Source organism: Allobosea caraganae, from assembly GCF_003351345.1.
GTDB lineage: Bacteria > Pseudomonadota > Alphaproteobacteria > Rhizobiales > Beijerinckiaceae > Allobosea > Allobosea caraganae.
The window spans coordinates 1-25,607 of record NZ_QQTO01000005.1 but is presented as its reverse complement, the minus strand read 5'-3'; the positions used below and the strand labels follow the sequence as shown (position 1 = coordinate 25,607).

Annotated in this window: 19 protein-coding genes; 9 read left to right on the top strand and 10 right to left on the bottom strand. The window is 67.4% G+C overall.

All coding sequences use genetic code 11. From position 1 onward, the window contains the following. Positions 1-6: 6 nt before the first annotated feature. Genes DWF00_RS02180 through DWF00_RS02165 form a run of 4 tightly spaced genes read left to right on the top strand, consistent with a single transcriptional unit; the run spans position 7 to position 4,920 of the window. Positions 7-1,023 carry an ABC transporter permease gene (locus DWF00_RS02180; RefSeq protein WP_114830743.1) on the top strand — a complete coding sequence of 339 codons (1,017 nt, stop codon included), beginning with the start codon at positions 7-9 and terminating at the stop codon, positions 1,021-1,023. Beyond that, entirely contained in the window at positions 1,020-1,892 is an 873-nt protein-coding gene (locus DWF00_RS02175) for an ABC transporter permease (RefSeq protein WP_114830742.1), read from the top strand. Before DWF00_RS02180 ends, DWF00_RS02175 begins: the two co-directional genes overlap by 4 nt. Next, complete coding sequence (locus DWF00_RS02170) at positions 1,889-3,544, top strand: dipeptide ABC transporter ATP-binding protein (RefSeq protein ID WP_114830741.1); 1,656 nt, start codon at positions 1,889-1,891, stop codon at positions 3,542-3,544. The genes DWF00_RS02175 and DWF00_RS02170 overlap by 4 nt, the downstream gene beginning before the upstream one ends. Positions 3,545-3,600: 56 nt before the next feature. After that, positions 3,601-4,920 (top strand): NtaA/DmoA family FMN-dependent monooxygenase, encoded by a 1,320-nt coding sequence (locus DWF00_RS02165; RefSeq protein ID WP_114830740.1) that lies wholly within the window; start codon positions 3,601-3,603, stop codon positions 4,918-4,920. Positions 4,921-4,966: 46 nt separating this feature from the next. Here DWF00_RS02165 and DWF00_RS02160 read toward each other — a convergent pair whose 3' ends face one another. From DWF00_RS02160 to DWF00_RS02125, 9 genes are all read right to left on the bottom strand, one after another. After that, positions 4,967-6,124: a MalY/PatB family protein gene (locus DWF00_RS02160; RefSeq protein ID WP_114830739.1), complete on the bottom strand. Its 1,158-nt coding sequence runs from the start codon at positions 6,122-6,124 to the stop codon at positions 4,967-4,969. Positions 6,125-6,145: 21 nt separating this feature from the next. Beyond that, positions 6,146-7,108, bottom strand: coding sequence for an LLM class flavin-dependent oxidoreductase (locus tag DWF00_RS02155; protein WP_114830738.1), 963 nt, complete (start codon positions 7,106-7,108; stop codon positions 6,146-6,148). 43 nt (positions 7,109-7,151) lie between these two features. Next, on the bottom strand, positions 7,152-8,255 hold the full coding sequence (locus DWF00_RS02150) for an ATP-binding cassette domain-containing protein (protein ID WP_245973714.1): 1,104 nt from the start codon (positions 8,253-8,255) through the stop codon (positions 7,152-7,154). 35 nt (positions 8,256-8,290) lie between these two features. After that, positions 8,291-8,857 carry an ATP-binding cassette domain-containing protein gene (locus DWF00_RS29760; protein ID WP_245973713.1) on the bottom strand — a complete coding sequence of 189 codons (567 nt, stop codon included), beginning with the start codon at positions 8,855-8,857 and terminating at the stop codon, positions 8,291-8,293. After that, positions 8,854-9,726, bottom strand: coding sequence for an ABC transporter permease (locus DWF00_RS02145; RefSeq protein WP_114830737.1), 873 nt, complete (start codon positions 9,724-9,726; stop codon positions 8,854-8,856). Before DWF00_RS02145 ends, DWF00_RS29760 begins: the two co-directional genes overlap by 4 nt. Then, entirely contained in the window at positions 9,723-10,673 is a 951-nt protein-coding gene (locus tag DWF00_RS02140) for an ABC transporter permease (protein WP_114830736.1), read from the bottom strand. Before DWF00_RS02140 ends, DWF00_RS02145 begins: the two co-directional genes overlap by 4 nt. Further along, positions 10,654-12,204, bottom strand: a complete 1,551-nt coding sequence (locus DWF00_RS02135) for an ABC transporter substrate-binding protein (protein ID WP_114830953.1) — start codon at positions 12,202-12,204, stop codon at positions 10,654-10,656. Before DWF00_RS02135 ends, DWF00_RS02140 begins: the two co-directional genes overlap by 20 nt. A gap of 208 nt (positions 12,205-12,412) precedes the next feature. After that, a complete protein-coding gene (gene solA, locus DWF00_RS02130; RefSeq protein ID WP_114830735.1) occupies positions 12,413-13,576 on the bottom strand; it encodes an N-methyl-L-tryptophan oxidase in 1,164 nt (387 codons plus the stop codon). Positions 13,577-13,829: 253 nt separating this feature from the next. Then, complete coding sequence (locus tag DWF00_RS02125) at positions 13,830-14,774, bottom strand: ABC transporter substrate-binding protein (RefSeq protein WP_114830952.1); 945 nt, start codon at positions 14,772-14,774, stop codon at positions 13,830-13,832. A gap of 706 nt (positions 14,775-15,480) precedes the next feature. Here DWF00_RS02125 and DWF00_RS02115 point away from each other — a divergent pair. Genes DWF00_RS02115 through DWF00_RS02100 form a run of 4 tightly spaced genes read left to right on the top strand, consistent with a single transcriptional unit; the run spans position 15,481 to position 20,690 of the window. Then, positions 15,481-17,025 carry a glutathione ABC transporter substrate-binding protein gene (locus DWF00_RS02115; protein ID WP_114830733.1) on the top strand — a complete coding sequence of 515 codons (1,545 nt, stop codon included), beginning with the start codon at positions 15,481-15,483 and terminating at the stop codon, positions 17,023-17,025. A gap of 12 nt (positions 17,026-17,037) precedes the next feature. Then, complete coding sequence (locus DWF00_RS02110) at positions 17,038-18,864, top strand: ABC transporter ATP-binding protein (RefSeq protein WP_114830732.1); 1,827 nt, start codon at positions 17,038-17,040, stop codon at positions 18,862-18,864. Between the two features lie 51 nt (positions 18,865-18,915). After that, positions 18,916-19,839 carry an ABC transporter permease subunit gene (locus tag DWF00_RS02105; RefSeq protein ID WP_114830731.1) on the top strand — a complete coding sequence of 308 codons (924 nt, stop codon included), beginning with the start codon at positions 18,916-18,918 and terminating at the stop codon, positions 19,837-19,839. Further along, complete coding sequence (locus tag DWF00_RS02100) at positions 19,836-20,690, top strand: ABC transporter permease (RefSeq protein WP_114830730.1); 855 nt, start codon at positions 19,836-19,838, stop codon at positions 20,688-20,690. The genes DWF00_RS02105 and DWF00_RS02100 overlap by 4 nt, the downstream gene beginning before the upstream one ends. A gap of 120 nt (positions 20,691-20,810) precedes the next feature. On the opposite strand, the gene DWF00_RS02095 is transcribed toward DWF00_RS02100, so the two are convergent. Beyond that, entirely contained in the window at positions 20,811-21,530 is a 720-nt protein-coding gene (locus DWF00_RS02095; protein ID WP_114830729.1) for a helix-turn-helix transcriptional regulator, read from the bottom strand. A 632-nt stretch (positions 21,531-22,162) separates the two neighbouring features. Between DWF00_RS02095 and DWF00_RS02090 the strand changes: the two genes are divergently transcribed. Continuing rightward, on the top strand, positions 22,163-25,607 hold a 3,445-nt coding region (locus DWF00_RS02090; protein ID WP_147283737.1), incomplete at its 3' end, for an autotransporter outer membrane beta-barrel domain-containing protein.

The window sequence follows — 25,607 nt, the reverse complement described above, 5'->3', positions numbered from 1 at the left end:
GCGACGATGGACCCTCAGAACACGACCGCCATCAGGCGATCGCCCGCCGCCTGGCTGCCCGAGCGCCTGGGGTTGAAGCGCGGCGGCCTGGCCTTGCAGATCGCGGCCAGGATCGGCTCCGGCCTCCTCGTGCTCTGGGCGGCGGTGACCCTGAGCTTCGTCAGCCTGCAGCTGGCTCCGGGCGACATCGTCAGCCTCCTGATCGGCGAACAGCTGCGAACGCCGGAGGTCGAGGCCACCATTCGCGCCGAATGGGGCCTCGATGCGCCGCTGCCGCTGCAATATCTGAGCTACCTCTCCCGCATCCTGCACGGCGATTTCGGGCGCTCCTACATCCTCCAGACCGATGTGACCGGCCTCGTGCTGTCGCAGATGCTGCCGACGCTGAAGCTCACCGCTGCGGCACTGGTCGTCGCGCTCGTGTTTGCGGTCGCCAGCGCCGTGTCGACGGCCGGCCGGCGCGTGCCCCGCGCCATCGCGGGCGCGCTGGAGCTGACGCTGGTCTCGACGCCGTCCTTCTGGCTCGGCATCCTGCTGCTCTTCGTCTTCTCCTTCACGCTGAAGCTCTTCCCGGTCTCCGGCGACAGGAGCTTTTCGGCGCTGGTCCTGCCCGCCCTCGCGCTCGGGCTTTCCCTCGGCGCGGTCGTCGGGCAGGTGCTGCGCGAGGGCTTGGAGCGCGCGCTCGAGGAGCCCTTCGCCCTCACCGTGCGCAGCTGGGGCACGAGCGACCTCGTTCTGAGGCTGCGGCATTGCCTGCGCCATGCCGCCCTGCCGGCGGTCACGCTGACCGGCTGGCTCGTCGGCAACCTGCTGTCGGGCGCCGTCATCACCGAATCCGTGTTCGGGCGGCCGGGCCTCGGACGCGTCACGGTCGAGGCCGTGCTGGGACATGACCTGCCGGTGGTGCTCGCCGTCGCGATCCTCTCCGCCTTCGTCTATGTGGCGTTGAGCACGCTGGTGGACGTGCTCTACCTCCTGCTCGATCCGCGTTTGCGCGACGAAAGCCGGGAGACCGGCCGATGAGCGCCGTTCCGACAACCCTGGCGCGTCGGGGCGTTCGGTTCCGGCGGGCCCTGCACGGGCTGCTGGCCAGGCCCGGCCTCTGGCTGGCCTCGCTCTTCCTGCTCTTCGTCGCCGTCGCGACGCTCTGGCCCGGGCTGCTGAGCTCGGCCGATCCGCTCGCCGCCGATCCCTTGCAGGCGCAGCTGCCGCCGAGCGCCGAGCATTGGTTCGGCACGGACCATCTCGGCCGCGATGTCTTCTCCCGCGTCGCCCATGGCGCGCGCTACTCGATCCTGATCGGCGTCAGCGCCGTCGCCATCGGCTCCATCGTCGGTTCAGCCCTGGGCCTGCTGGCCGGCCTTTCGCGGGGCCTCGTCGACGAGGCGATCAGCCGCTTTCTGGACGTGGTGTCCTCGTTCCCGGACCTGCTCCTGGCGCTGGTGCTGATCTCCTTCACGGGCCCCGGCACGCTCAACCTGATCTTCGCGCTCGGCGTCGCCTTCGTGCCGCGCTTCGCGCGCGTCGTGCGGGCCCAGACCTTCGTCATCGCCAGGAGCGGCTATGTCGAGCAGGCCCGGACATTCGGACTCACTCCCACGGTCCTGGTGCTGCGCCACATCCTACCGCACGCGCTCGCCCAGGTGCCGATTTTGGCGACGATCGGCCTCGGCTCGGCGATCATCAGCGCGGCCGGGCTGAGCTTTCTCGGCATGGGGCCGCAGCCGCCCGCGCCGGAATGGGGCGCGATGCTGGCGGAGGCCCGTAACTATCTGCGCGTCGCCTGGTGGATCGGCGTGTGGCCGGGCGTCGCGATCACCCTGACGGTGATCTCGATCAGCATCCTGGGACGGCGCTGGCAGGCCTCGTTCGAAGGAAGGCGCGCCCGATGAAGCCGCTCGTCCAGATCCGCGATCTCACCATCGGCTTCCCGCAGGACGGGTCTGTGACGCCTGTCGTGCGCGGCATCGACCTGACCATCCATATGGGCGAGACCGTCGCATTGGTCGGCGAGTCGGGCTCCGGCAAATCGGTGACGGCCCGGTCCCTCATCGGCCTCTCCGGCGCGGAGGCCAGCGTCGGCGCCGGCCGATTCGAGATCGACGGCCAAAGCGTGCTGGGCTTCCGGGAGCGGGACTGGCGGCGCCTGCGCGGCGACAAGATCGGCTTTGTCCTGCAGGACGCGCTCGTCTCGCTCGATCCGCTGAGGCGGATCTCCCAGCAACTCACCGACGCCGCCGGCGGGTCCGGATTCTTCAGGCGCCAGAATGCGGCCCGGGACAACCGCGCGCTGCTGCAATCGGTCGGCATCCCCGATCCCGACAGGCGCCTTGCGCAATATCCCCATCAGCTCTCCGGCGGCCTGCGGCAGCGGGCGCTGATCGCCACCGCGATCGCCCGGAGCCCCTCCCTGCTGATCGCCGATGAGCCCACCACGGCCCTGGATGCCACCGTCCAGAAGCAGATTCTCGATCTGCTGGCCGAGCGCAGCAAGGCGGGCCAAACGCTCCTGCTGATCAGCCACGATCTCGCGGTCGTCTCGCGCCTGGCCGACCGCGTGCTGGTGATGAGGCAAGGCAGGATCGTCGAGGAAGGGCCGACCCGCACCATCCTGACCGCGCCGGAGCACCCGTATACGCGGCAATTGCTGGATGCGGTGCCGTCGGTGCGCTCCCGCGGGTTCCGCCTCTCCGCAGGCAGCGAGCCGGAGGCGAACGGGAGCGTCGAGGCCCGCCCTGCCGAGCGGCTGCGGATCCCCTTGCCGCCGAAGCGCATCGACGAGACCAGCCTCGTGCTCTCGGCCAGCCACCTCGTGAAGCGCTATGGCGGTGCCAGCGGCACCTTCGCGGTCAACGACGTGTCGTTTCACCTCGCAGCAGGGGAAGCACTCGGCATCGTCGGGGAATCCGGCTCCGGCAAGACGACCGTGGCGAAGATCGTGCTCGGCCTCGTCGAGCCCGATAGCGGCACCGTCCAGATCGATGGCGAGGCATGGAGTCATGTCGGCGAGGCGCAGCGCCGCTCGCGGCGGGCGAGCATGCAGCTGATCGCGCAGGATGCGCTGAGCTCCTTCGATCCGCGCTACACGGTCGAGCAGATCGTCGGCGAAAGCCTCGACACGGTCGGCATGTTCGGGGAGGCGCGCCGCCAGCGCGTCGGCGAGGTCCTGGATGCGGTGCGCCTCGGGCCCTCCTTCCTCAAGCGCTATCCGCGCGACCTGTCCGGCGGCCAGCGCCAGCGCGTCGCCATCGCCCGCGCCTTCGCGCCGCGTCCCAGGTTGCTGGTGGCGGATGAGCCGGTCAGCGCGCTGGATGTCTCCGTGCAGGCGCAGGTCCTCGATCTGCTGGCGGAGCTGCAGGCCGCATCCGGCACCTCGCTACTGTTCATCTCGCATGATCTCGGCGTCGTGAACCACCTGACCGACCGCGTCCTGGTGATGAAGGACGGCCGGGTGGTCGAGACGGGCCAGGTCGAGCAGGTCTTTGCGTCCCCCCATCACAGCTACACGCGCGCGCTGCTGGACGCGGTGCCCGTGCTCGCCTGAAGGCACGCGCCCCGCGAACCTGAAAACCCGTCATTCGATCAACCAGGAGTTCCACCATGGCAGCCACCCGTTCCCGCCGTCTCAAGACATTGGTCGGCGCAAGCAATGTCGTCGCCGCCTCCAACGACGCCGATCCGGCGCTTGGCGCGAAACGGGCCGTGGAGCTCGCGCGCAGGGCGGAAGCCGAGAAGATCACCGGCCTCTTCACCGCCGACCTCCTGCAGATCGACCAGGCCGGGCTTGCCGGGACGACGGGCACCCAGGAGCCGCTCATCGCGCTTGCCGCGCTCAGCCAGGCGACGGCGCGGATCGGCCTCGTCGCGACCGTCTCGACCACTTTCCACCACCCCTACAACCTCGCCCGTCAGATCGGCACGCTGGACCATGCCAGCGGCGGACGCGCCGCCTGGAACGCGGTGACATCCTCCGTGGGCGAGGAGAACTTTGGCGAAAAACTGCTCAGCCCCGAAGAGCGCTACGCGCGCGCCGCGGAGTTCATCGAGGTCGTCAACGCTCTCTTCGACGCGAACGAACAGGACGCCGTCGAGCGCAAGGCCTCGGGAGCGATCTCCGTCGACCCCGCGAAATTCCACCGCATCGATTATCGCGGCCGGCATTTCAGCGTGCAGGGCCCGCTCAACGTCCCGCCCTTGCCGCAGGGACGGCCCGTGCAATTCCAGGCCGGGCAATCCGAGGCCGGCGTCGCCATCGGCGCGCGCTTCGCCGAGGTGGTCTACACCTCGCAGCCGAAGCTCGAGGACGCCATCGCCTTCGCGACCGAGCTTCGCCGCCGCGCCGCGAGCTTCGGCCGCGCCGCCGGGCTGCCCTTCACCATGAACTCCTTCCACGCGGTCATCGGCTCCTCGGAGGCCGACGTCATCAGCCGCCTGAAGGAGAAGCATGAGCGGATCGACTATGAGCAAGGCCGGCTGAAGCTTGCCGACATGCTGGGCGGCCATGTCGACCTCTCCGGCCTGCCGCTCGACGAGCCGCTGCCGGACGCGCTGCTGCCGGAGGTGACGAGCATCAACCGCCGGCGCGGGCGCGTGGAGATCTTCCGGCGCTACGCCCGGCAGGGGCTGAGCTTGCGGGAGCTCATCATCGAGGCGCAGGAAACCGGCCACTGGTCCGCGGCCGGCACGCCGGAACAGCTTGCCGACGCCATCGAGGAGCGCGTCCGCGCCGGCGTCCTCGACGTCGTCACCCTGCACGGGCTGGGCAACCCCGATCAGGAGGACCTGCTGCTGAACGGCCTGCTGCCGGAACTGCGCCGCCGCTCCCTGATCGACACGGATTATGTCGGCGACGATTTTCGCTCCAACCTCGAATTGCCGCCGCTTACGGCGGCAAGCGACAGGCTCGCGCGCCCCGCCTGAGGCGTGCCCCCTCTTTGCGGCCCCCGCTACGGCGGATGCTGATGGGCTAGTCTTGCCCATACCCAGCGAGCGCATTCGCCATGCGCTCGACGGCGTTCGTCAGCACCGCCTGCGTGCAGCCGAAGTTGAGGCGCACGAAAGACCCGTATTCCGCGCCAAAGGCCTCGCCCGCATAAAGCCCGAGCTTCGCGTTCTTCAGGAAGAAGCTTTGAGGGTGCGGCAGGCCGAGAGCGCCGCAATCGAGCCAGGCAAGGAACGACGCCTCCGGCGGATGATAGCGAATGCCCGGAATCAGCCGCTGAAGTTCGCGACCCAGATGGTCGCGATTTGATTGCAGGTAGTCCAGCACGGCCGAACGCCATGGGCCGGCATCGCGATAGGCCGCCAATGTGGCCTCCAGCCCCATCAGGTTCACGCTGTCGACGAGGCCGCTCCGCGCGCCATTGAAGGCATTGCGCAGGGCCGGGTCGGTGATGACGGCGAAGGCCGTCTTCAGGCCCGGAATATTGTAGGTCTTGCTGGCCGACATCAGCGTGATGGTGCGCCGCGCGATCTCGGGCGCGAGGCTGGCGATGGGAACGTGCGGGCTGCCGTCGAACACGAGGTCGCAATGGATCTCGTCGGAAATGATCAGCGTATCGGCCGCCTCGCATGCTGCGGCGATGAAGCCGAGGTCGTCGCGTGTGTAGACGTATCCGGTCGGGTTGTGCGGATTGCACAGGAGAAAGGCGCGCGCCTGCGCCAGCCCATCGGCCAGCGCGTCGCGATCGGGGGCGTAGCCTTGCTCGCCGCGGACGAGCGGAACCGCAAGCGCCCCGAGCCCCCAATGGCCCGGCGCATCCAGAATGGGCCGGTAGATCGGGGTCTGGATCAAGACCTTTTCGCCGGGGCTCAGCCTCGCCTTCAGGGCCATGTTGAAGCCGGGTTCGACGCCGGGCAGAAAGACGATGTCGCCCGGCTCGATCCGCCAGCCGAAGCGGGTTTCCAGGTCGATGACGATCTGCTCGCGCAGCGCCGCCTGGGCGACGGCATAGCCGAAGACGGGATGGTCGAGCCTGCGCCTCAGCGCCGAGACGATCTCGGGCGCGACGGCGAAGTCCATGTCGGCGACCCACATCGGCAGGACGTCCGCCGGATAGCGGCTCCATTTCATGCTGCCGGTGTCGAGACGGTCGGGCGCCGTGGTGAAGTCGTAGGCGGACATGGTTGCTCTCTGCTGTATGGGCTAATGGCGGCGGTGGCCGATCTCGGGCGCAACGAGGCGGATGAAGTCCGAGAGAATCTGCTCATGGTCTTCGCGCGCGAAATCATAGGGCAATTCCAGCCTGAGTTCGGAAACATGCCGCAGCACGGGATCGCGGCTCAGCGCCTCGAGAATCTGCTCTGCCGTGCCGACGATGGCGGGAGCGAACCGGGCGCGGCGCTCGCCATCTGGCGAGAACGTCCGCTCCAGGCGGGATGCGGCGAATTCTTCGTATCTATGCCTGGTCCGCGCGTCGGCGCCGTCGATCGGCAGGATGACGCGCCCAGCCGAGACGCGGGGCGAGGCCCCGCCGGCATAGCCGTTCCAATAGGCCTCGATATGCGCCAGTTGGGCTGCCTGGAAAGCACCGGCATTCTCGGCGACAGCATTGCCTGTCAGCAGGTTGAACCCCGAAGCGGCGGCCCAGGCCGCGGACCGAACCGACGCGGCGTCATACCAGAGCCGGTCGCGCAGGCCCTGTGCATGGGGCCGCAGCCGCCATTGCCGCCCCCCTGCCGAGGCGATCGCCGCCTCCCCTTCGCCGGTCCGGTATCCGTCCAGATCGGCCGCGAGTTGGGTCATCCAGCCATAGCCAAGGTCCATGCCCGCGCCACCGGCGCTCAAACCAACATGCAACCGGCCGTTCCCCAGCGCGTCCACGGCGGCGAGATCCTCCGCCAGCCGCAGCGGGTTCTCGGAACCCATCTGCATCACGGCGACGCCAAGCCCGATGCGACGCGTGCGCTGCGTTGCAGCAGCAAGGAACGGGCTGGCCGAGGGAAGGCCGGTCTTCGGACGCCGCACCCAGGCGCTGTCATAGCCAAGCTCCTCGGCGCGAACGAAGAGAGCCACTCCGTCCTCAAGCTCTGTGCCTCGGCGCTCCCCAAGATCGTCGCTCGGGATCACGACGCCGATATGGTCGATGGCCAGCGAACCGAACGTCATGGCGCGCGCCGAGCCGGTGGATCGCCGAACGCCATCGCCATCGCTAGCATGGCGCTACCGGCGGACTGCCCTGGCTTACCGCCCCGTCGACGCTGTCCGGCAATCGGAGGACCGCAGCCAGCAAGCGGCGGGTATAGGGGTCGCGGGGGGCGTCGAACACCTGTTCCACCGGGCCCGTCTCGACGATCCTCCCCTCCTTCATCACTGCGATGCGGTGGCTCATGTGCTGGATGACGCCGAGATCGTGAGAGATGAACAGCATCGCCAGGTGCAGCCGTCCCTGCAATGCGACCAGCAAGTCGAGCACCTGCGCCTGGGTGGTGACGTCCAGGGCCGAGACCGGCTCGTCGCAGACGAGCAGATCCGGCTCGGCGGCCAGGGCCTGGGCGATCGACACGCGCTGGCGCTGGCCGCCCGACAACGCCCCGGGCCGTCGGGCCAGGAGATCAGGATGCAGGCCGACCAGCCCGACCAGTTCCAGGATCCTGCGTCGACGCGCGGCCCGGTCGAGGCCGGGGCGCAGGCGCAATGGCTGCTCGATGATGCGTTCGACGCTGAACCGGGGATCGAAGGAGCTGAGAGGGTCCTGCGCGATCGTCTGGATGCGTTGGCGGATGGGGCGCCGGGCGGATTCCGCGAGCGCGCTCCACGGTTCCCCGTCCAGGCGGACGTCGCCACTGTCCGGCCGCCGCAGCGCCAGCGCGACTTTCCCGAGCGTGGTCTTGCCCGAGCCGGATTCACCGACGATGCCGAGCGTCTCGCCCCGATGGATGTGAAGCGAGGCCTGCTTGACCGCGTCGAACACACCGCCATCGGGGCGCCTGAAGGCGACGCAGACATCGCGCAGTTCCAGGAGGGGTGCGCTATGCCCACCTTTCACCGAACGCGAGGGAGCTTCGCCGGTCGCGCTCAGCCACCGCCCGCGGGTCGCAGCACTCGGCACCGCCGCCAGCAGGCGACGGGTATAGGGGTGATGCGGCCTGGACAGGATCTCGCGGGTCGGGCCGGCCTCGACCAAACGGCCCTCCTGCATGACAGCGACGCGGTCGGCGACCTGGTCTGCGACGGCAAGGTCATGGGTGATCAGGAGGACGCCATGACCGGCGCGCGCCAGATCCCGGAACACCGACAGCACCTGCTGCTGCACGGTGACGTCCAGTGCCGTCGTGGGCTCGTCCGCGATCAGAAACCGGGGCTGCGCCGCAATCCGCCGGAGAGTTCATGCGGATATTGGGCGGCCCGGAGCTGCGGGTCGGGGATGCCGGCGCACAGCAGAAGGGCCTCGACCGCTTCGGCCACCTGCGCTCTGGGCAGCAGGTCGTGAGCGAGGATGGGTTCCGCAACCTCTCGCCCCACGGTGCGGAGAGGGTCCAGCGACACCAGCGCGTCCTGCAGCACCAAACCGATTTCCCGGCCGCGGACCTGCCCCCAGGCTTGCGGAGAAAGGCGGCGCAGATCGAGACGCCGCTCGTCGCGGCCGGAGAGCGACAGGTCCAGCGCCCGTACTCGTGCCGACGGCCCGGCCAGGCCGACGAGGGCGCGGGCCGTCACCGACTTCCCCGAGCCGGACTCCCCGACGAGCGCGAGGATCTCACCGGCAGCTATCTGAAAGGACATGTCCCGAACCGCCTCGACCATGCCCTGCGCAGTGGGGAAGGCGACATGCAATCCCTCGACGCGGAGCAGCGGCGACAAGCCGGACGTAGCCGGCAACGCCGCCTCGCGACTGGGGAACACGGGAGCGTTCACGGCACGTCTCCCCTGGCCAGCAGGGTTTGCAGGCGGCGCCCCAGCAAGGTGATCGCGATCACCGAGACCGCCACGACCGTGGCGGGCAGCAGGCTGACCCAGGGCGCGATATCGAGGAAGTTGCGGCCATCCGCGAGGAGCGCGCCCCATTCCGCCGCAGGCGGCACCACCCCGAGCCCCAGGAAACTCAATGACGAAGCCGAAAGCACCGAGCCGCCCACCCCGATCGTCGCCAGGATCAGCAGCGGGCGGGTGGTGTTGGGCACGATGTGCCGGGTGATGACGCTCCAGGGATGCTCGCCGAGCGTCACCGCATGCTCGACATAGCCCGAAAGCTTCACCTGCAGGACCTGCGAACGCACGAGCCTGGCATAGCCCGCAATGCTCGACAGCCCGACTGCGAGCAGGGTGTTCATCGGGCCGCGCCCGAGCACGGCGATGACCAGCAAGGCCAGCAGCAATTCGGGAAAGGCCAGCAGGATGTCGATGACCCGCACCAGCGGCCGGCTGATCGCCGCCGGCGCCAGCGCAGCCGCGGTGCCCAGCAGGATGCCGCCGATGCAGGCCACCAGCGTCGCGCCGATGCCGATGCTCAAGGATTGCGACGTGCCGTAAACGACGCGGGAGAACAGGTCCCGCCCGAGCTGGTCCGTGCCGAACCAGTGGCTTGGACCCGGCGGCAGCAGGATCGTGCCGGTATCCACAGCGTCGGGCTCCAGCGCGGTGAACCAGTGCGGGGCGCATACCGCGAAGCCGAGAAGCACCACGAAAGCCAAGGGGAGCAGCAGGCCCGGCGCGCGCCACGGGTGGCGGTGACCGCCGCGAACAGAGTGCGGCGCCGTCCCCTGCAGCAATTCCTCGCCGCTCATGGCGCGGTTCGCCGCAAGCGGGGATCGATCACCACGTAGAGGGCGTCGACCAGCAGATTGACGATGACGAACACCAGCGCCGAGAGCATCACCAGCCCGAGCACGAGCGGCATGTCGCGCGTCTTGATGGCCTGCAGCGTGATCTGGCCGATGCCGGAGCGGCCGAACACCGTCTCAGTCAGGATCGAGCCGCTGAGCACGCCGGCCAGAAGCGTCCCGGTCAAGGTCGATGCCGCCAGCGCGGCATGGCGCAGGCCGTGCCGGATCCGCAGCGCAGTCTCTCCGACGCCCCGTGCCCGCACCGTGAGGGCGAAGGGTTGCGACAGCGCCTCCTCCAGCCCGTCCCGCAGCACCTGGCCGAGCAACGCCGCCAGCGGCAGGCTCAAGGCCACGCTGGGCAGGACGAGCGCGGCAGCCCCCTCCCCGCCGGTCACGGGGAACCATTGCAGCTGGAAGCTGAACAACGTCAGCAGGACGATGCCGATCCAGTAGACCGGCGTGCTCAGCAGCACGAGTTCGAGGCCGGAGAGTGCGACCCGCAACCCCTTGCGGCGACCGGCGGTGGCCAGCGCGCTGCTCACGGCAAGACACAGCGCCAGGACGATCGCGCAGCCGGCAAGCTGCAGGGTCGGGACCGCCGCTTCGAAGATCACCTCGGCGACCGGCTGGCGGTACTGGTAGCTCTGCCCGAAATTGCCGATGAGCGCATTGCCAAGGTAATGCGCGTATTGCACGATCAATGGCTGATCCAGGCCGTATTGCTGGATGAGAACGGCCCGTTCGGCTTCATCCACGACGTTCTCGCCGCCTGTAAGCACCGAAACCGGATCGCCGGGGATCAGCTTGACGGCGATGAAGGCGATCGTGGCCGCGCCCCAGAGCACGGCCAGCACGACGCCGAGGCGTCGGAAGCCCAGGCGGGCCAGCTTACGGACTGAGCCAGGCATCGTAGAAATTGGGCTTCGCGTTCGTGGCCCAACTGATGCCGTGAAGCGTCTTCGAAGCGCCGAGCTGATACGCCGCGACGTAAAGCGGCACCGCATAGACCTGCTCGACGATCTCGGTCTGGATTTCGGCATAGAGGCGCTTGCGCTCCGCGTCCGAAGCTCCGATCGCCTTGCTCAGCTTGTCGTCGAGGCTCTTGATCCGCGCCACATTGGCGCCGTTCGGCGGGACGTAGGCGGAGTGGAACACCGTCCGCAGGATGTCGGGCTCGGCCCGGACATAATAGAGGGACGCGAGATCATAGTCGTTGGCCGCCGTGCGAGCGGTGTAGCCGCCCGCGTCCACCGGATCGAGCTTCAGCTCGATGCCCGCCTTCCGCACGGAAAACTGGATCGCCTGGACCAGCGTGGTGTCCGTGCCGCCCAGCGCGGCGCTGTCGTAGACGAATTGCACGCTCAGACGTTGGCCGTCCTTTGCGCGGATGCCGTCGGCATCCTTTTTCGCCCATCCCGCCTCGTCGAGCAGCCGGTTCGCCTTGGCAAGGTCCAGGCCCCATTTGGCGGCGATGCCGGCATCGTAATAGAGGGTCGAGGGTCCCAGGATGTTGTCGGCCGGCTTGAGGCTGCCGAAATAGGCCGCCTTCACACCCGAGGCGATGTCTGCTGCGCTTTGGAAGGCCTGACGGACTTTGACGTCCTGGAAAGGCCCCTTGGTCGTGTTGAGGAAGAAGGCCCGGTTGACGCCGGGATTCTCCCGCGTGACGACCCGCAGCCGGTCATTGGCCTGGACCGCCCTGAAGTTCGCCGGCGGGACCTCATCGATCGCCTGCAACTGCCCGCTGCTCAGCGCCCCCAGGCGGACGGAGGATTCAGGCAGATACCTGAACACGATGGCGTCCAGATGCGCGGGGCCGGTATGGGCGGCATAGCCTGGGCCCCAATTGTAGTCGGCCCGGCGGCTCAACCGGCTGCCGCTGCCTTTGGTGAAGCTGTCCAGCACGAAGGGGCCGGAGCCGACCACGGTGTTGGTCGTACTGGCCGCATTCTGCAGATAGGTCGGCGACTGGATGCCGAGATAAGGCAGGCCCAGCCCCTGAAGCAATGGTGCGAAAGGTTGCCGGTACTTGATCACGAGGGTGCGCGCGTCCGGCGCCGTGATCGCCTCGATGGGACCAAGCAATGATTTCGCGTAGCTCGAGGTGGTCTTCGGATCGAGGATACGGTCGAAATTGTATTTCACGGCGGCCGCGTCCAGCGCCGTCCCGTCGCTGAACGTCACTCCCTGGCGGAGATGGAAGGTGTAGACGCTGTTGTCGCCATTGACCTCCCAGCGCTCGGCCAGCCAGGGCGTGAAGCGGTTGTCCTCGGCCTGGCCCACCAGCGAATCCACCACGTTGCGGGCGATCAGCGCGGTGATCGAGCTGCCTGTGATCGAAGGGTCGATGATCGCCGTGTCGGTCGCCAGGCCTACGTTGAGCGTCCCTCCCCGCACCGGAGCCGGCGTGTCGGCTGCGCGGCTTCCCACGCTGAACATCGACAAAAGGCAGAATGCCGCGCCCGCCAGGAAGCCGACAGTCCGGCCGGCCCTCTTCGCGCTCCATGATCCCATGCCCATGTCGTCTCCTGAAGCCGAATACCCGCGCACAGGCCGGATGCGTCAACGGCCAGCCTCTGGGATAGGCGTCCTCATGCATCCCCGTCAATATTAATATACTTTATCGATGGACTATTTGTCTCTACCATCAAGCCACCGAGAACCTCTCAAGCCCGAAGGCGGACAGATCGATGCGGCTCGCGCCATCTAGGAGGCGCTGGCTGACCGCCTCGCCGATCGCGGCCGAATGCTTGAAGCCGTGGCCCGAGCAGGGCGATACGACGAGCACGCGCTCGCTCTCCGGCCAGTGGTCGATGACGAAGCCGCCATCCGGCGACACGGTGTAGAGGCAGGTCTTGCGGCGCGAGGCATCGGCGCGCAGCCCTTTCAGCCGACCATCGATGGCGCGAGCATAAAAATCGCGCGATTCGGCCTCCTCGCTCGATCGGTCGAAGCTGTCGGGATCGACGAAGCGCGTCTTCTCGCCATGAGCCACCTTCACCGCGCCGTCGCTGGCGGGGAAGCCGTAGAAGCCCTGCTCCGCGCCCGGGCCGTAGGACCAGATATAGACCGGCGCCTGCGCCCATTCCGCCGGGGCGGAGGGCTCGAGGTCATACCAGTGCAGAATCTCGCGCGTGGGGCGCAGCAATGCGGAAAAGCCCGCGCCGAGCAGCTGACCCGCCCAGGCTCCGGCGCTGACCACGACCCGGCCCGCGAGGATGGTTCCCTTGTCGGTCTCGATCTCCACATGATCGCCGCGCGGGATGATGGCGCCCACCCGCGTGTCGAGCGCGAGGCGCGCGCCTGCCTCGGTGGCGAGCCGAAGCTGCGCCGCGACGCAGCGCTCAGGGCGCAGATAACCGCCCTCCGGCTCGAAATAGATGCGATCACTCTCGGCGACGTTGAGCCAGGGATGGCGGCGGCGCGCCTCGGCCGGGTCGATCAGCTCATGCGCGACGCCGCCGCGTTGGGCAACGGCGAGCGTGCGCTCGATATAGTCGGCCGCGCCGGATCGCGGCGGCTCGCTGGAGATCGCCAGGAAGCCGACCTGCCCGAACAGGCTTTCGCCCGTGCGGGCCTCCAGCTCCTTCCAAATCTCGTGCGAGCGGCGCACCAGCGGCGCAAGCGCCGTTCCCTCGGCCACGGCGAGGCGCGTCACGCGCGTCTCGCCATGGCTCGAACCCAGCTCATGCGGGGGGTGGAACTGATCGACGCCGAGGACGTCGGCTCCGCGCGAGGCGAGCTGGAACAAGGTGGCCGAACCCATGGCGCCGAGGCCGAGGACGACGACATCAGCCGTTTGCCGGATCATGATAGCTGCGAGCTCCGTAGACTTGCGATAGATGCGGCTCACGCACCAGTCCGGTTCCGGCGCGAAAGTGCGCCGGAGCCGCCGAGATTTTGCTTATGTCGCGGCGATCCCAGAGACCGCCTGAGACTTCGCTGGCGTGAGCTGGCTGGCGTGGCTGTCGAGAACCGGAGCGGAGCGTACTCTTGTACGTGAGCACCGGAAGCGCAGACAGTCGCGTCAGACGGCCGCGCCACTAGAAGTATCAGACGGTCTCTCAGCTCTTGGGCAGGCCCGGCGGATTGGTGCGCGAGACGTCGATCGCCTCGGGCGCAAGGCCCCAGCGCGCCAGTGATTTCTGGTAGTTGCCGCTTTTGATCTGCGCGTTGAGCACGGCGGTGATGGCCTCGGCGATGCCGGACCCCTTCCTCGTCGTCACCGCGATCTCGGCGAGCTCCGGCCAGCCGCCGGAGAAGGAGCCGACGAGACGCGTGCTCCCGGTCTGCGCGGCCTTGAAGCCGAGCGTGCCGTTGGGTCCGAAATACGCATCGGCGCGGCCCGATTCCAGCGCGATATAGAGCACGACGTCATCGTCGAAATACTGAACCTCGGTGGCCTTCAGGCCTCTGGCCTCGTTGGCCTTGATCCAGCGCAGCAGGATCTGCTCCTGATTGGTGCCGGCGCCGACGATCACCTTGAGGCCGGCGACGTCCTCGGGCTTGGAGATCTCCTTGATCGCGCTCTTGGCCGAGACGTAGAAGCCGAGCTGGTCCTTGCGGTAGGTCGAGAAGTCGAACTTCTCCTTGCGCTGCTCGGTGACGGTGACGTTGGAGATCGCCGCGTCGTACTTGCCCGAGGCCACGCCCAGCGGCCAGTCGGCCCAGGCCACTTGCACCACCTCCAGCTTGAGGCCGAGCCCGTCGGCGATCAGCCGCGCGATGTCGGGCTCCGAGCCCACGATCGTCTTGTGGTCGTCGGCCGCGTTGATGCCGAAGGGCAGACGCTGGCCGGTGGTCGCGATGGTGAACGTGCCGGGCTTGGCGAGCTTCACGTCCTTGCCGAGCAGCTTGACCGCCTCGGGCACGACCTCGGCGCGCGGCTGGTCCTTCTGCGCGGAGGTGAGGTCGAACGACTGCTGGGCAAAGGCAAGCGAGGGCAGGAGCGCAGCGCCGGCGACGAGGCCGAGCACCGCACGGCGCGAGATGGTGGGCAAATAGGTCATGGCATCAGCCTTTCGGTCTTTGAGGAAGAAGTTCTTCGGGAAAGTGGTCACGACGTCTTGGCGAGGAATTCCGCCTTCGCGGGGAACCGCGAACTGTCGACAAGGAGGCGAAGGTCCCGCTCCGCCGCCTGGGCGATGTCGGTGACATGATGAAAATCGAAGGCTGCTCCCGCCGGCCGGCCGGCGACGCGATGGCCGCCCGGAACCAGGCTCCGGGCGAAAGCTGCTGCCCCTTCTTCATGTTGCGCATCGATCGACCTCCGCCCCATTAATCCTATTAGTTTATAAAATTAGTCAACTATAAGCATTCGAATTTTTTCTCGCCGCTTCTTGCGGTCCTTGGCTGCCGTCCTTGCAGGGGTCCCGCCTCGTCGATCAACCGGAGGCAGGCCCAGCGCGTCGCCGATGCGCGGCTCACGCCAAATGTCGCGAATCCGGCGGGGTCAGCCGAAACGGCCCCATCTCCAGACCGGCCGGGGCATGCCGCTAGAGCAAAAAAGTCTGAAGCCCCGGCCATTGGCCGATCGCGCTGCGGTCCCGCTCTTCAGCGCCGGAGGCAGGCCGCCCCGGTCGAAATAAAGAACGTTTTTCTCCGGCATGTCGAAATTTGGAAGCGCCATTGCGTGTACCGCGATGGACTCTCGCTGCACTGAAATCGTAAAACCCGGCAGCTGTTCTTTTTTAAGAACGATCTGGAGTCGCTTTCATGCCGATATCATTCGGTCGCATCAGCAATGCATTTCGGTCCTTGGCCGTTGCCGCCGCCTTGGGACTTGCCAGCCCGTCGCTGGCGGCCGGGCAGATCACCGTCGGTGTCGGCGACAACATTCTCGGCCTCGATCCGACCGATCTCAACGACTCGGTCTCGCTTTCGGCCACCCGCCTTTTCTTCCAAGGGCTCTATGGCTTCGACCGCGATCTGAAGCTCGTTCCGGTGCTGGCCGAGAGCACCGAGGTCAACAGCGACTCGACCCAGTACACGGTCCACCTGCGGCGCGGCGTCAAATTCCACGACGGCACGTCCTTCGATGCCGCCGCTGTCAAGCTGAACTACGATCGGCTGCGCGATCCGGCCAACCGGCTCAAGCGCCAGAGCCTGCTGGAGGCCGTCGACAAGGTCGAGGTCGTGGACGAGTTCACCATCCGCCTCGTCCTGAAGGCGCCATCGGGTGTGCTGCTCAACTATCTCGCCCATACCGGAGCCTCCATCCTGAGCCCCAAGGCCATCGCGCAATACGGGTCCGAGATCTCGCGCCACCCGGTCGGCACCGGCCCCTTCGTCTTCACCAGCTGGACGCCGGACACGCTCAAGGCCGCGCGCAACCCGCAATACTGGCGTCAGGGCCTGCCGCGGCTCGACGGCGTCACCATCCGCAGCATTCCCGAAAGCGGCGCCCGGCTGGCCCTGCTGCGTTCGGGCGAGGCGCAGTTCGTGTTTCCCCTGCCCCCTGAGACGGTGCAGCTCATCGAGCGCGACGAACGCCTCGCCATCGACAAGACACCGTCGATCGTGGTGCAGTATGTCGCTCTCAACACCCGCAAGAAGCCGTTCGACGATCCGCGCGTCAGACAGGCCCTGAACTACGCGATCGACAAGACGGCCTTCATCAAGGTCGTCTATAACGGCTTCGGGATCCCCATGGATGCGCCGGTGGCGCCGGGCATCGCCTTCTACAGCAAGCAGGGCGTCTGGCCTTATGATCCTGCCAAGGCCAAGCAGTTGCTGGCGGAAGCGGGCTATCCGAACGGGTTCGAGACCGAGATCTGGAACTTCAGCAACACGCTGAACAACCGGGCCTCGCAGTTCCTGCAGCAGCAGCTGGCCGTCATCGGCGTGAAGGTCGCGGTCAATCCGCTCGAGGCCGGCGTTGCGACCACACGGCTGTGGGGCGCCAAGACCCCGGAGGAGGCCGAGGTGCGCATGTTCTTCGGCAGCTGGGCGCCCTCGACCGGCGACGCCGACTGGGCGCTGCGGCCGCTGCTGTCGAGCCGCAGCTACCCGCCGGCGCTCTACAACCTCTCCTACTTCAAGAACGATGAGGTCGACGCGGCGATCCAGAAGGGGCTGTCCACGGCCGACCCCGTCCAGCGCAAGGTGGCCTATGACGAGGTCCAGAAGGTGGTCTGGCAGCAGGCGCCGTGGATCTTCCTCTCGGTCAACACGCTCGTGGCCGGGCGCGACAAGCGCCTGACCGGTCTCACCCAGCAGCCCGATACGGCCCTGACCTATGAGGAAGCCGACCTGAAGTAGGTCGCGTTCGCAATGGCCGACCCGGAACTGCTCGACGTCCAGGATCTCTCGGTCAGCTTTCCAGCCGGGAGAGGCCGGACGACCGTGGTTCGCGACCTCCGGCTGGCGGTCCGGCCGGGCGAGACCGTGGCGCTGGTCGGTGAATCCGGCTCCGGCAAGTCCGTCGCCTCGCTGGCGATCACCCGGCTTCTCGACTATGGGCCCGGCCGGATCGATTCCGGGCGGATCCTCTATCGCGACAATGGCGGCAAGGTCCGCGATCTCGCGCAGGAGGATGCGGAGGCGATGCGGGGGCTGCGCGGCCCCGAGATCGCCATGGTGTTCCAGCAGCCGATGAGCTCGCTCAACCCGGTCATGCGGATCGGCGACCAGATCGCCGAAGCCATCGTGCAGCACCGCCGGCTCGACCGGACGGCGGCTCTGGCCGAGGCGCGACGCCTGCTCGAACGCGTCCGCATCCCCGACGCGCCCCGGCAATTGCGCGCCTATCCGTTCGAGATCTCGGGCGGCATGCGGCAGCGGGCGATGATTGCGATTGCGCTGGCGAGCCGGCCGCGGCTTCTCATCGCCGACGAGCCGACGACCGCGCTCGACGTCACCGTCCAGGCGCAGGTGCTGCGCCTGTTGCGCGAGCTCCAGCGCGACCTCGGCACCGGCCTGCTGTTCATCACGCACGACATGGGGGTGGTGGCCGAACTCGCCGATCGCGTCGTGGTGATGCGCGCCGGCGAACGCCTCGAAGAGGGCACGGTCGGCGCCCTCTTCGCCGCGCCCTCCCATCCCTATACGCGCAGCCTGCTTGCAGCCGTGCCGGTGCTCGGCAGCCTCAACGACGAGGCTCTGCCGGTGCCGTTCCCGGAACCGCCCGCGCCGACCGGACCGCAGGATACCGTGACCGCCGCGCCGCCGGTGCTGGAGGTCCGCGATCTCGTCACCCGGTTCGACATCCGGGGCATGCTGGGCGGAATCCGCGCCCGGGTCCACGCCGTCGAGCAGGTGAGCCTCGACATCTATCCGGGCGAGACGGTCGCGCTGGTCGGCGAAAGCGGCTGCGGCAAGAGCACGCTCGGACGCAGCATCGTGCGTCTCGAAGAGCCTTCCTCGGGGCGAATCCTGTTCCGGGGCCAGGACGTCCTCACGGTGGCTCCGAATACCGCCGCGGACAGCGCTTCGCGACGCGGCATCCAATATGTCTTCCAGGATCCGTTCAGCGCGCTGGATCCGCGCCTCACGGTCGGCTTCTCAGTGGCGGAACCGATACGCACCCATGGCCTCCTCAAAGGGGCGGCCGTCATGCGCCGCGTCGAAGAGCTGCTCGACCTGGTCGGCCTCCCGCGCGAGTTCGTCTCGCGCTATCCTCACGAGCTCTCGGGCGGCCAGTGCCAGCGCGTCGGCATCGCGCGCGCCCTCGCCTCGGAGCCGCAACTGATCATCGCCGACGAGGCGGTCGCGGCGCTCGACGTGTCGATCCGCGCGCAGATCGTCAACCTGCTGATGGGCTTGCAGCGAAAGCTCGGCCTCGCCTGCCTGTTCATCTCCCATGACATGGCGGTGGTCGAACGGATAAGCCACCGTGTCGCAGTGATGTATCTCGGGCAGCTCGTCGAGATCGGGCCGCGCCAGGCGGTACTCGCCTCGCCGCAACACGCCTATACGCGCCGCCTGCTCAGCGCCGTCCCGGTGCCCGATCCCTCGCGGCGCCGGGACGAGGTCGCGATCGACGACACGGAGGTGCCAAGCCCGCTGCGGGCGCCGGACGACGTGCCGGACGTGGCTCCGCTGATCCAGGTCGGGCCGGGCCACTACGTCGCCCGGCACCGCGTGGGAGGTCTCTATTGAGGACGAAGCGATGCACGCTGTGCTGAATGCCGACGCGAGGAGTGAGAGCCGATGCTCGCATTCTTCCTGAAGCGGCTCATCGGCGCCGTGCCGGTGCTGTTCGCCGTGTCGCTGTTCGTGTTCGGCTTCGTCCGGCTGTTGCCGGGCGATCCGGCGCGCCTGGTGGCGGGTGCGGATGCGACGGAACAGGAGGTGGCCTCCGCGCGCGAAGCGCTCGGGCTCGACCGACCGATTTCAGAGCAGTACCTGCGCTACGCCGGAGCGACCCTTCGCGGCGATTTCGGCATCTCCAGCCGCACGCATGAGCCGGTGATCGAGGTCATCGGGGCGCGCTTCCTGCCAACCCTGTGGCTCACCCTGGCGGCGATGGGATGGGCGACCCTGACGGGGGGCTTGCTCGGCGTTTGGGCCGGGGTCAAACGCGGGCGGTGGCAGGACCAGGCCGCCATGCTGGCGGCGATCGGGGGCCTGTCCTTTCCCGGCTTTTGGCTTGGGCTGCTGCTCATCGATCTGTTTTCAGTGCATCTCGGCTGGCTGCCGACAGGCGGTTTCGACGGATGGCGTTCGCTCCTCATGCCATCATTCACGCTTGGCGTCGGGGTGGCTGCCGTGCTCGCCCGCTTCACGCGCTCGGCCTTCGTCGATGTCGCCGGCGAAGACTATGTCCGTACGGCACGCAGCAAGGGCCTGACCGAACGACGCGTGATCTGGCGCCACGCGGCGCGCAACGCGTTGATCCCCGTGGTCACCCTGACGGGGCTGGAATTCGGGACGCTGCTGGGCGGCGCAATCGTGGTCGAGACGGTGTTCGCCTGGCCAGGCCTGGGCCGCCTGCTCGTCGACAGCATCGCGTTCCGCGACTATCCCGTGATCCAGGCGTTGATCCTGCTCCTTTCCGCCGAGTTCGTGCTCATAAACCTCGTGGTCGACCTCCTCTACGGCGTACTGAACCCCGCGATCCGGTTGCGATCATGACAGCGCCTGCCATCCGCTCGCCGGCCCGGGAATTCTGGCGGCGCTTTCGTCGCAGGCACACTGCGCTCCTGGCGGCGGCGCTCATTGTCCTCATCGTCCTTGCCGCGGTGTTCGCGCCCTATATCGCGCCTTACGACCCTGCTGCCGCCGACTACGACGCGCTTCTGCAGCCGCCGTCCGCGGCCCATCTTGCCGGCACCGATTCCTATGGCCGCGACATCCTTAGCCGGATCATCTGGGGCGGCCGCGTCTCCCTCGCCGTAGGGTTGATCTCGGCGTTGGCCGGTGGCCTCATCGGCACGATCATGGGGCTCGTCAGCGGTTGGAGCGGCGGCTGGGTCGATGCTCTTCTGATGCGGCTATGCGATGTGCTGTTCGCGTTTCCCGGTCTCCTGCTGGCCATCGCAGTGGTGGCCCTGCTCGGGCCGGGAGTGGGAAACGTCATCTGGGCGGTAGCCGTGTTCAGCGTCCCGGTTTTTGCCCGGCTCGTCCGCGGCAGCACTTTGGTGCTGAAGCAGGCTCAGTACGTTCAGGCGGCTCGCAGCATCGGCGTGTCCAGGTTCAAGCTGATCCTCCATCATATCCTGCCCGGAGCCCTCCCGGCGGTGATCGTCTATATGAGCCTGCGCATCGGCTCGGCCATTCTCGTCGGCGCGGCGCTGTCTTTCATTGGGCTAGGGGCGCAACCGCCAAGCTCCGAATGGGGCGCCATGCTGGCGGATGGGCGCAGCTACCTCGGCGTCGCCGATCACCTGACGCTGTTTCCGGGCCTCGCCATCTTCGTCGTCGTCCTCTGCTTCAATATCCTGGGCGACGGGCTTCGCGATGCTCTGAACCAGAAGCTGCAATGAGGTTGATCGTGCGAAGTGCGATCGAGAGTGACCAGATCAGGCATTCGACCGTCGCCGATATCCAATTTGGATCGCTTTCAGCCGCTGGGCCATGGACGCCGGCCTGAACCGCCGGGCCATTCACAGCAAGCCGGACAGATACAGCTGCGCGACGGCCTGAGCGCGATTGCGCACGCCGAGCTTGCCGCGGACGTTGTCGACGTGAAATCGGACGGTCTCGGACGAAATGCCGAGAATGACGCCGATCCTCTCATCGGTCTGGCCGTCTGCGACCCATTTGAGGCATTCGAGCTCGCGCGCGGTCAAGGCTTCGTCTAGGGGAGAGGCTGACAGGAACTTGCTCAGGCTGCGGCAGCGTTCATGCGTCAGGATCGCCAGCATATAGAGGCGCATCCTCGTGGCCGGGGGGAGCTTGAGCTGCTTCTCCTTGCTCGCCATGGCGATAGTGGCGGCATAGCCGCATGGTCCATGGATCGGCACGACGAAACCGTCCGTCCATCCCCATTCCACGACCAAGGCCCAAACCTCGTTCTCCTCGGCACTGAAAAGCCGCTCCCCCTTGAGCTGCTCCCAAGTGAACGGTGCATGTCGCCGCCGCGCTTCGCTGACGACAGGGCTCTTTTTGACGAATTGCCTCTCGATGCTCAGCTTCTTCCACTCTTCTGGCCAGTTCAGGAAGAATGTTTCGACCTGATGCTTGCTTCTTGGAGTGAAGGCGCGCGCCGCCGAGGTGAAAAAGCCGTCATTGGCGATCGCGATGCCGAAGGCGTGCTGGACGTCAGACATCGTCGAGCAGGCCAGCAGTGTTTCGGCATATCGTTCGATCATGATCTGGTCCATCGAATGAATACCGGAACTGACGGCAACGACGGGCTACCGGCGAGAACGCAGCCCCAAACTCTACGCTACTGCAGCGAAGGCTGCTCTACGGCAACTATCGGCGCCCAATATGGCGTTCATATTTCTCCGGCAACTCCCGTTTTCGGGAGTTGCAATTCAGAAACGCGAACAAATTCGCCGGATATCCTGCCAATGCATCGAGATGGGCAAATTAAGAGGAGTTCTTTGGCCTTCACGTAGAATTTTTTGCTCTTAGGATTGTAGATCATGACAGCTCTGCGTGGCGCGCGGGATGCCAAGACGACTTGGCGCGGCTGCAACGCGTGCATGTCCATCGCTCCATATTTCTATATGAAAGCTATGTGACGCCAACAATACCCCAGCACGCGAATCGTTATTCGCGGTGCATTTCGTAGAATATGATCCCGATTCATGGGTTTATTTTTGCAACCTCCTTTTTCCGGGGGGGCGCCGACCCACCACGACTTCTTAAAATAGTCCCATGTTTCTGCCGATCGAATCGGGTTGGCGGTGGCCGGGGGCCAATATCGATGAATATCTTTGAAGAGATCAGCCGATCGAGCGATCTCGCGCGGAAAAAGCCCGCCCTTTATCTCCTACTGGCGAGCACGGTGGCGCTGGCGTCAATCGCCGCCGCGACGAGCGCATCCGCCGCCGATCTCGATATCATCTCGAATGTGTCAGGCGGTGTGAACCTGGATACGCAGATCGGCTCTACGGTCGAGATATCGCCGGGGATCACGGTCACCAACGCCGCCGGGACCGGCGCCATGCGCGCCACCACCAGCGCCTGGGCCCTGACCAATCGCGGGTCGCTCTCATCCTCGCTCGCCAACACGGTCTCGCTGTCGTTTGCGGGTTCCTCCGTCAGCAATTTCGGCACGATCACCGCGGGCTCCGTCAGCAACGCCATCGCCCTGGCCGGCGGTGGCAGCGTCGACAACCAGGCCGGCGCCACGATCAACTCCGCCTTGAGCGCCATCATGATCGGCATTCCGACTGCCGGAGCCGGCTCGGTGACGAATGTCGGCACGATCACGCAGACCGGGACTGCCGGCGACCTGGTGTCGCTGCGCTTCGGCGGCATCGTCACCAACCTCTTCGGTGGCACCATCACCGCCAATAACAGCAGCAATGCCGTCGCCGTCGGCCAGGGCGCGTCGCGCACCGTGATCAACTCCGGCACGATCATCAACACGGGGACGAATTTCGCGGCCGGCGTCCTCGTGCAAGGCGGTGCCAGCACCGTCACCAATACCGCCACGGGCCGGATAAGCGGTGCGTTCAACGGCGTCTATGCCAGCGCGAGCGCGCCGCTGACCTTCACCAATGACGGCCTGATCGAATCGACGGGAGCGACCGGCGCAAGGCGCGCAGTCGAGGCGACGGGCGGCGGAACCTTCGTCAATACCGGCACGATCCGCTCGATCGCCAGCGACGGGCTCTATCTCGGGAGGGCCGGGACGGTGACCAATAGCGGCACCGTCTCCGGAGCGGTCAACGCCATCAACTTCGCGGGCAACTTCGCCCGGACCCTCAATCTCGACACCGGCTCCACGCTGACCGGAAACGTCCAGGGCGGCAGCGGAACCGACGCGCTCGTGCTTCTCGGCAGCGGCAGCGAGGATATCGGAAAATTCCTCGCCTTCGAGAGCCTGTCGATGCAGGGCGCCTCCTGGCAACTCGACGGCGCCGGCGCCTTCTCGTCGAGCGTCTCCGTGCAGTCCGGCGCTCTTTCCGTATCCGGCACGATGACGAGCCCGACGACCACGATCCAGACGAACGGCACCCTGGGCGGTACCGGGACCATTATGAGCACGGTCAGCGTTGCGGGCACGCTGCTCGGCATGCAGGGCCAGACCTTGACGATGGCCTCGCTCGACCTTGCCCCGGGCGCGCGGATCGACGCGACGCTCGGTGCCCCTGGCACGCAGCCGCTGTTCAACGTGACTGGCGCCCTGGTGCTCGACGGCTCGCTTAACATCTCTGCCGCCACGGGCTTCGGGCCGGGCGTCTATCGCATCCTGAGCTATGGCGGCGGCCTCACCGATAACGGCCTCGATATCGGCTCGGTGCCGGCGGGGACGATCGTGGCGGAGTATACCGTGCAGACTGCGGTTCCCGGACAGGTGAACCTCGTCAGCACCGCGACCCTGCCCACGGGCCCGTTCAATTTCTGGGATGGGGCCGCAGCCGGCAACGCCGATAACCGCGTGATCGACGGCGGCTCCGGCACCTGGAGCGCGACCGCCGCGAATTGGACCGACGTCAATGGCGCGCTGAACACCGCCATGGCTCCGCAGCCGGGCTTCGCCATCTTCCAGAGCGCGGGCGGCAGCGTCACCGTCGACAACAGCCTCGGCGCCGTCACGGCGGCTGGCATGCAGTTCGCCAGCAACGGCTATACCGTTCTGGGCGGCGACATCATCTTGGCCGGGCCGCAATCCGTGATCCGCGTCGGAGACGGCACCGGCAACGGCGCCAGCTATGCCGCGACGATCGCCGCCAACCTGACTGGCAGCGCAGAGCTGGTGAAGTCCGACCTCGGCACGCTCATCCTCGCGGGGGCAAACAGCTACACGGGCGGCACCACGGTCTCCGCCGGCCGCCTGCTCATCGGCGCCGGCGGCACGACCGGTTCGATCCAGGGCGACGTCGTCAACAATGCCACGCTCGGCTTCAACCGCTCGGATGCCGTGAGCTTCGCCGGGACCATCTCCGGCAGCGGCACGCTGCTTCAGATGGGCTCGGGCACGACGACCCTGACCGGCGTCAACAGCTATGCGGGCGGCACCACGGTCATGGCCGGCACGCTACGCGGCCAGGCCGCGAGCTTCGGCAGCGGTGCGATCCTCAACAATGCCGCGCTCGTCATCGACCAAGCGGTCGACGCCAGCTTCGCCAATGCCATCGACGGCATCGGCTCCCTTGCCAAGGCCGGCGCCGGCAGCCTGGACCTGACCGGCACCAGCGGCCTGTCGGGTTCGACCGTGGTCGCGGCCGGAAAGCTCTCGGTGAACGGATCGCTCGCCAACTCGGCGGTCACGGTGCTGGACGGCGCGACTCTGGCCGGCACCGGCGTTGTCGGCGCGACGACCGTCCAGTCCGGCGCCACCATCTCGCCGGGCAATTCGATCGGCACGCTCACCATCAACGGCAACCTCGTGCTCGCCCCGGGCTCGACCTATGCCGTCGAGATCGCCGGCAACGGCGCCGCCGACCGGATCGTGGCCTCGGGCAGCGCCACGGTGGCCGGCAGCCGGGTCGCTGTCGGCGCGCTCGACCCGCAGACGAGCTACCTCAACGGCCAGCGCTACACCATCATCACCGCGACCGGCGGGGTCGGCGGCAGCTTTACCGGTGCTGCGACGCAATCGGCCTTCCTCGACCTCGCGCTCGATCACCGCCCAAACCAGGTCGACCTCGTCATCCAGGTCAAAGGCAGCGATCCCGTCCCCCCTCCCGATCCGGGCACGCCGCCGGTCACGCCTCCCGCCCCTGAGACCCCGACCGATCCCGGTCCTGGCGCCGGCCCCACGCCGGCGCCAATTCCACCGCCTGCGATCTTCGAGACCGTGGCCCGGACGCGCAACCAGTTCGCCACGGCCCACGGGCTCGATACGCTGCCGCAGATGGGCGGGACGCTGGCGCTCTACAACAGCCTGCTGATGCTCGACGCGCCCTCGGCCCGCGCCGCCTTCGACGCGCTGTCGGGCGAGATCCACGCCTCGGCGAAGGGCGTTCTGGTCGAGGAGGGCTCGGCGCTGCGCGATGCGGCGACGGGGCGGCTGCGCTCGGCCTTCGGCGCGGTCGGCGCGGCGCCGATGGCGACCATGAACTACGGCTTCACGGCCGACCTCGCCCCGAGCGCGACCGGGCCGATGCCGAAGCTGAGGTCCGACCGCTTCGCGCTCTGGGGCCAGGGCTATGGCTCCTGGGGCCGCAGCGAGAGCGACCGCAACGCCGGCAAGCTGACCCGCTCGAGCGGCGGGCTCATGGTCGGCGGCGACGTCGCGGTCTTCGACAACCTGCGCTTCGGCGCGCTCGCCGGCTACA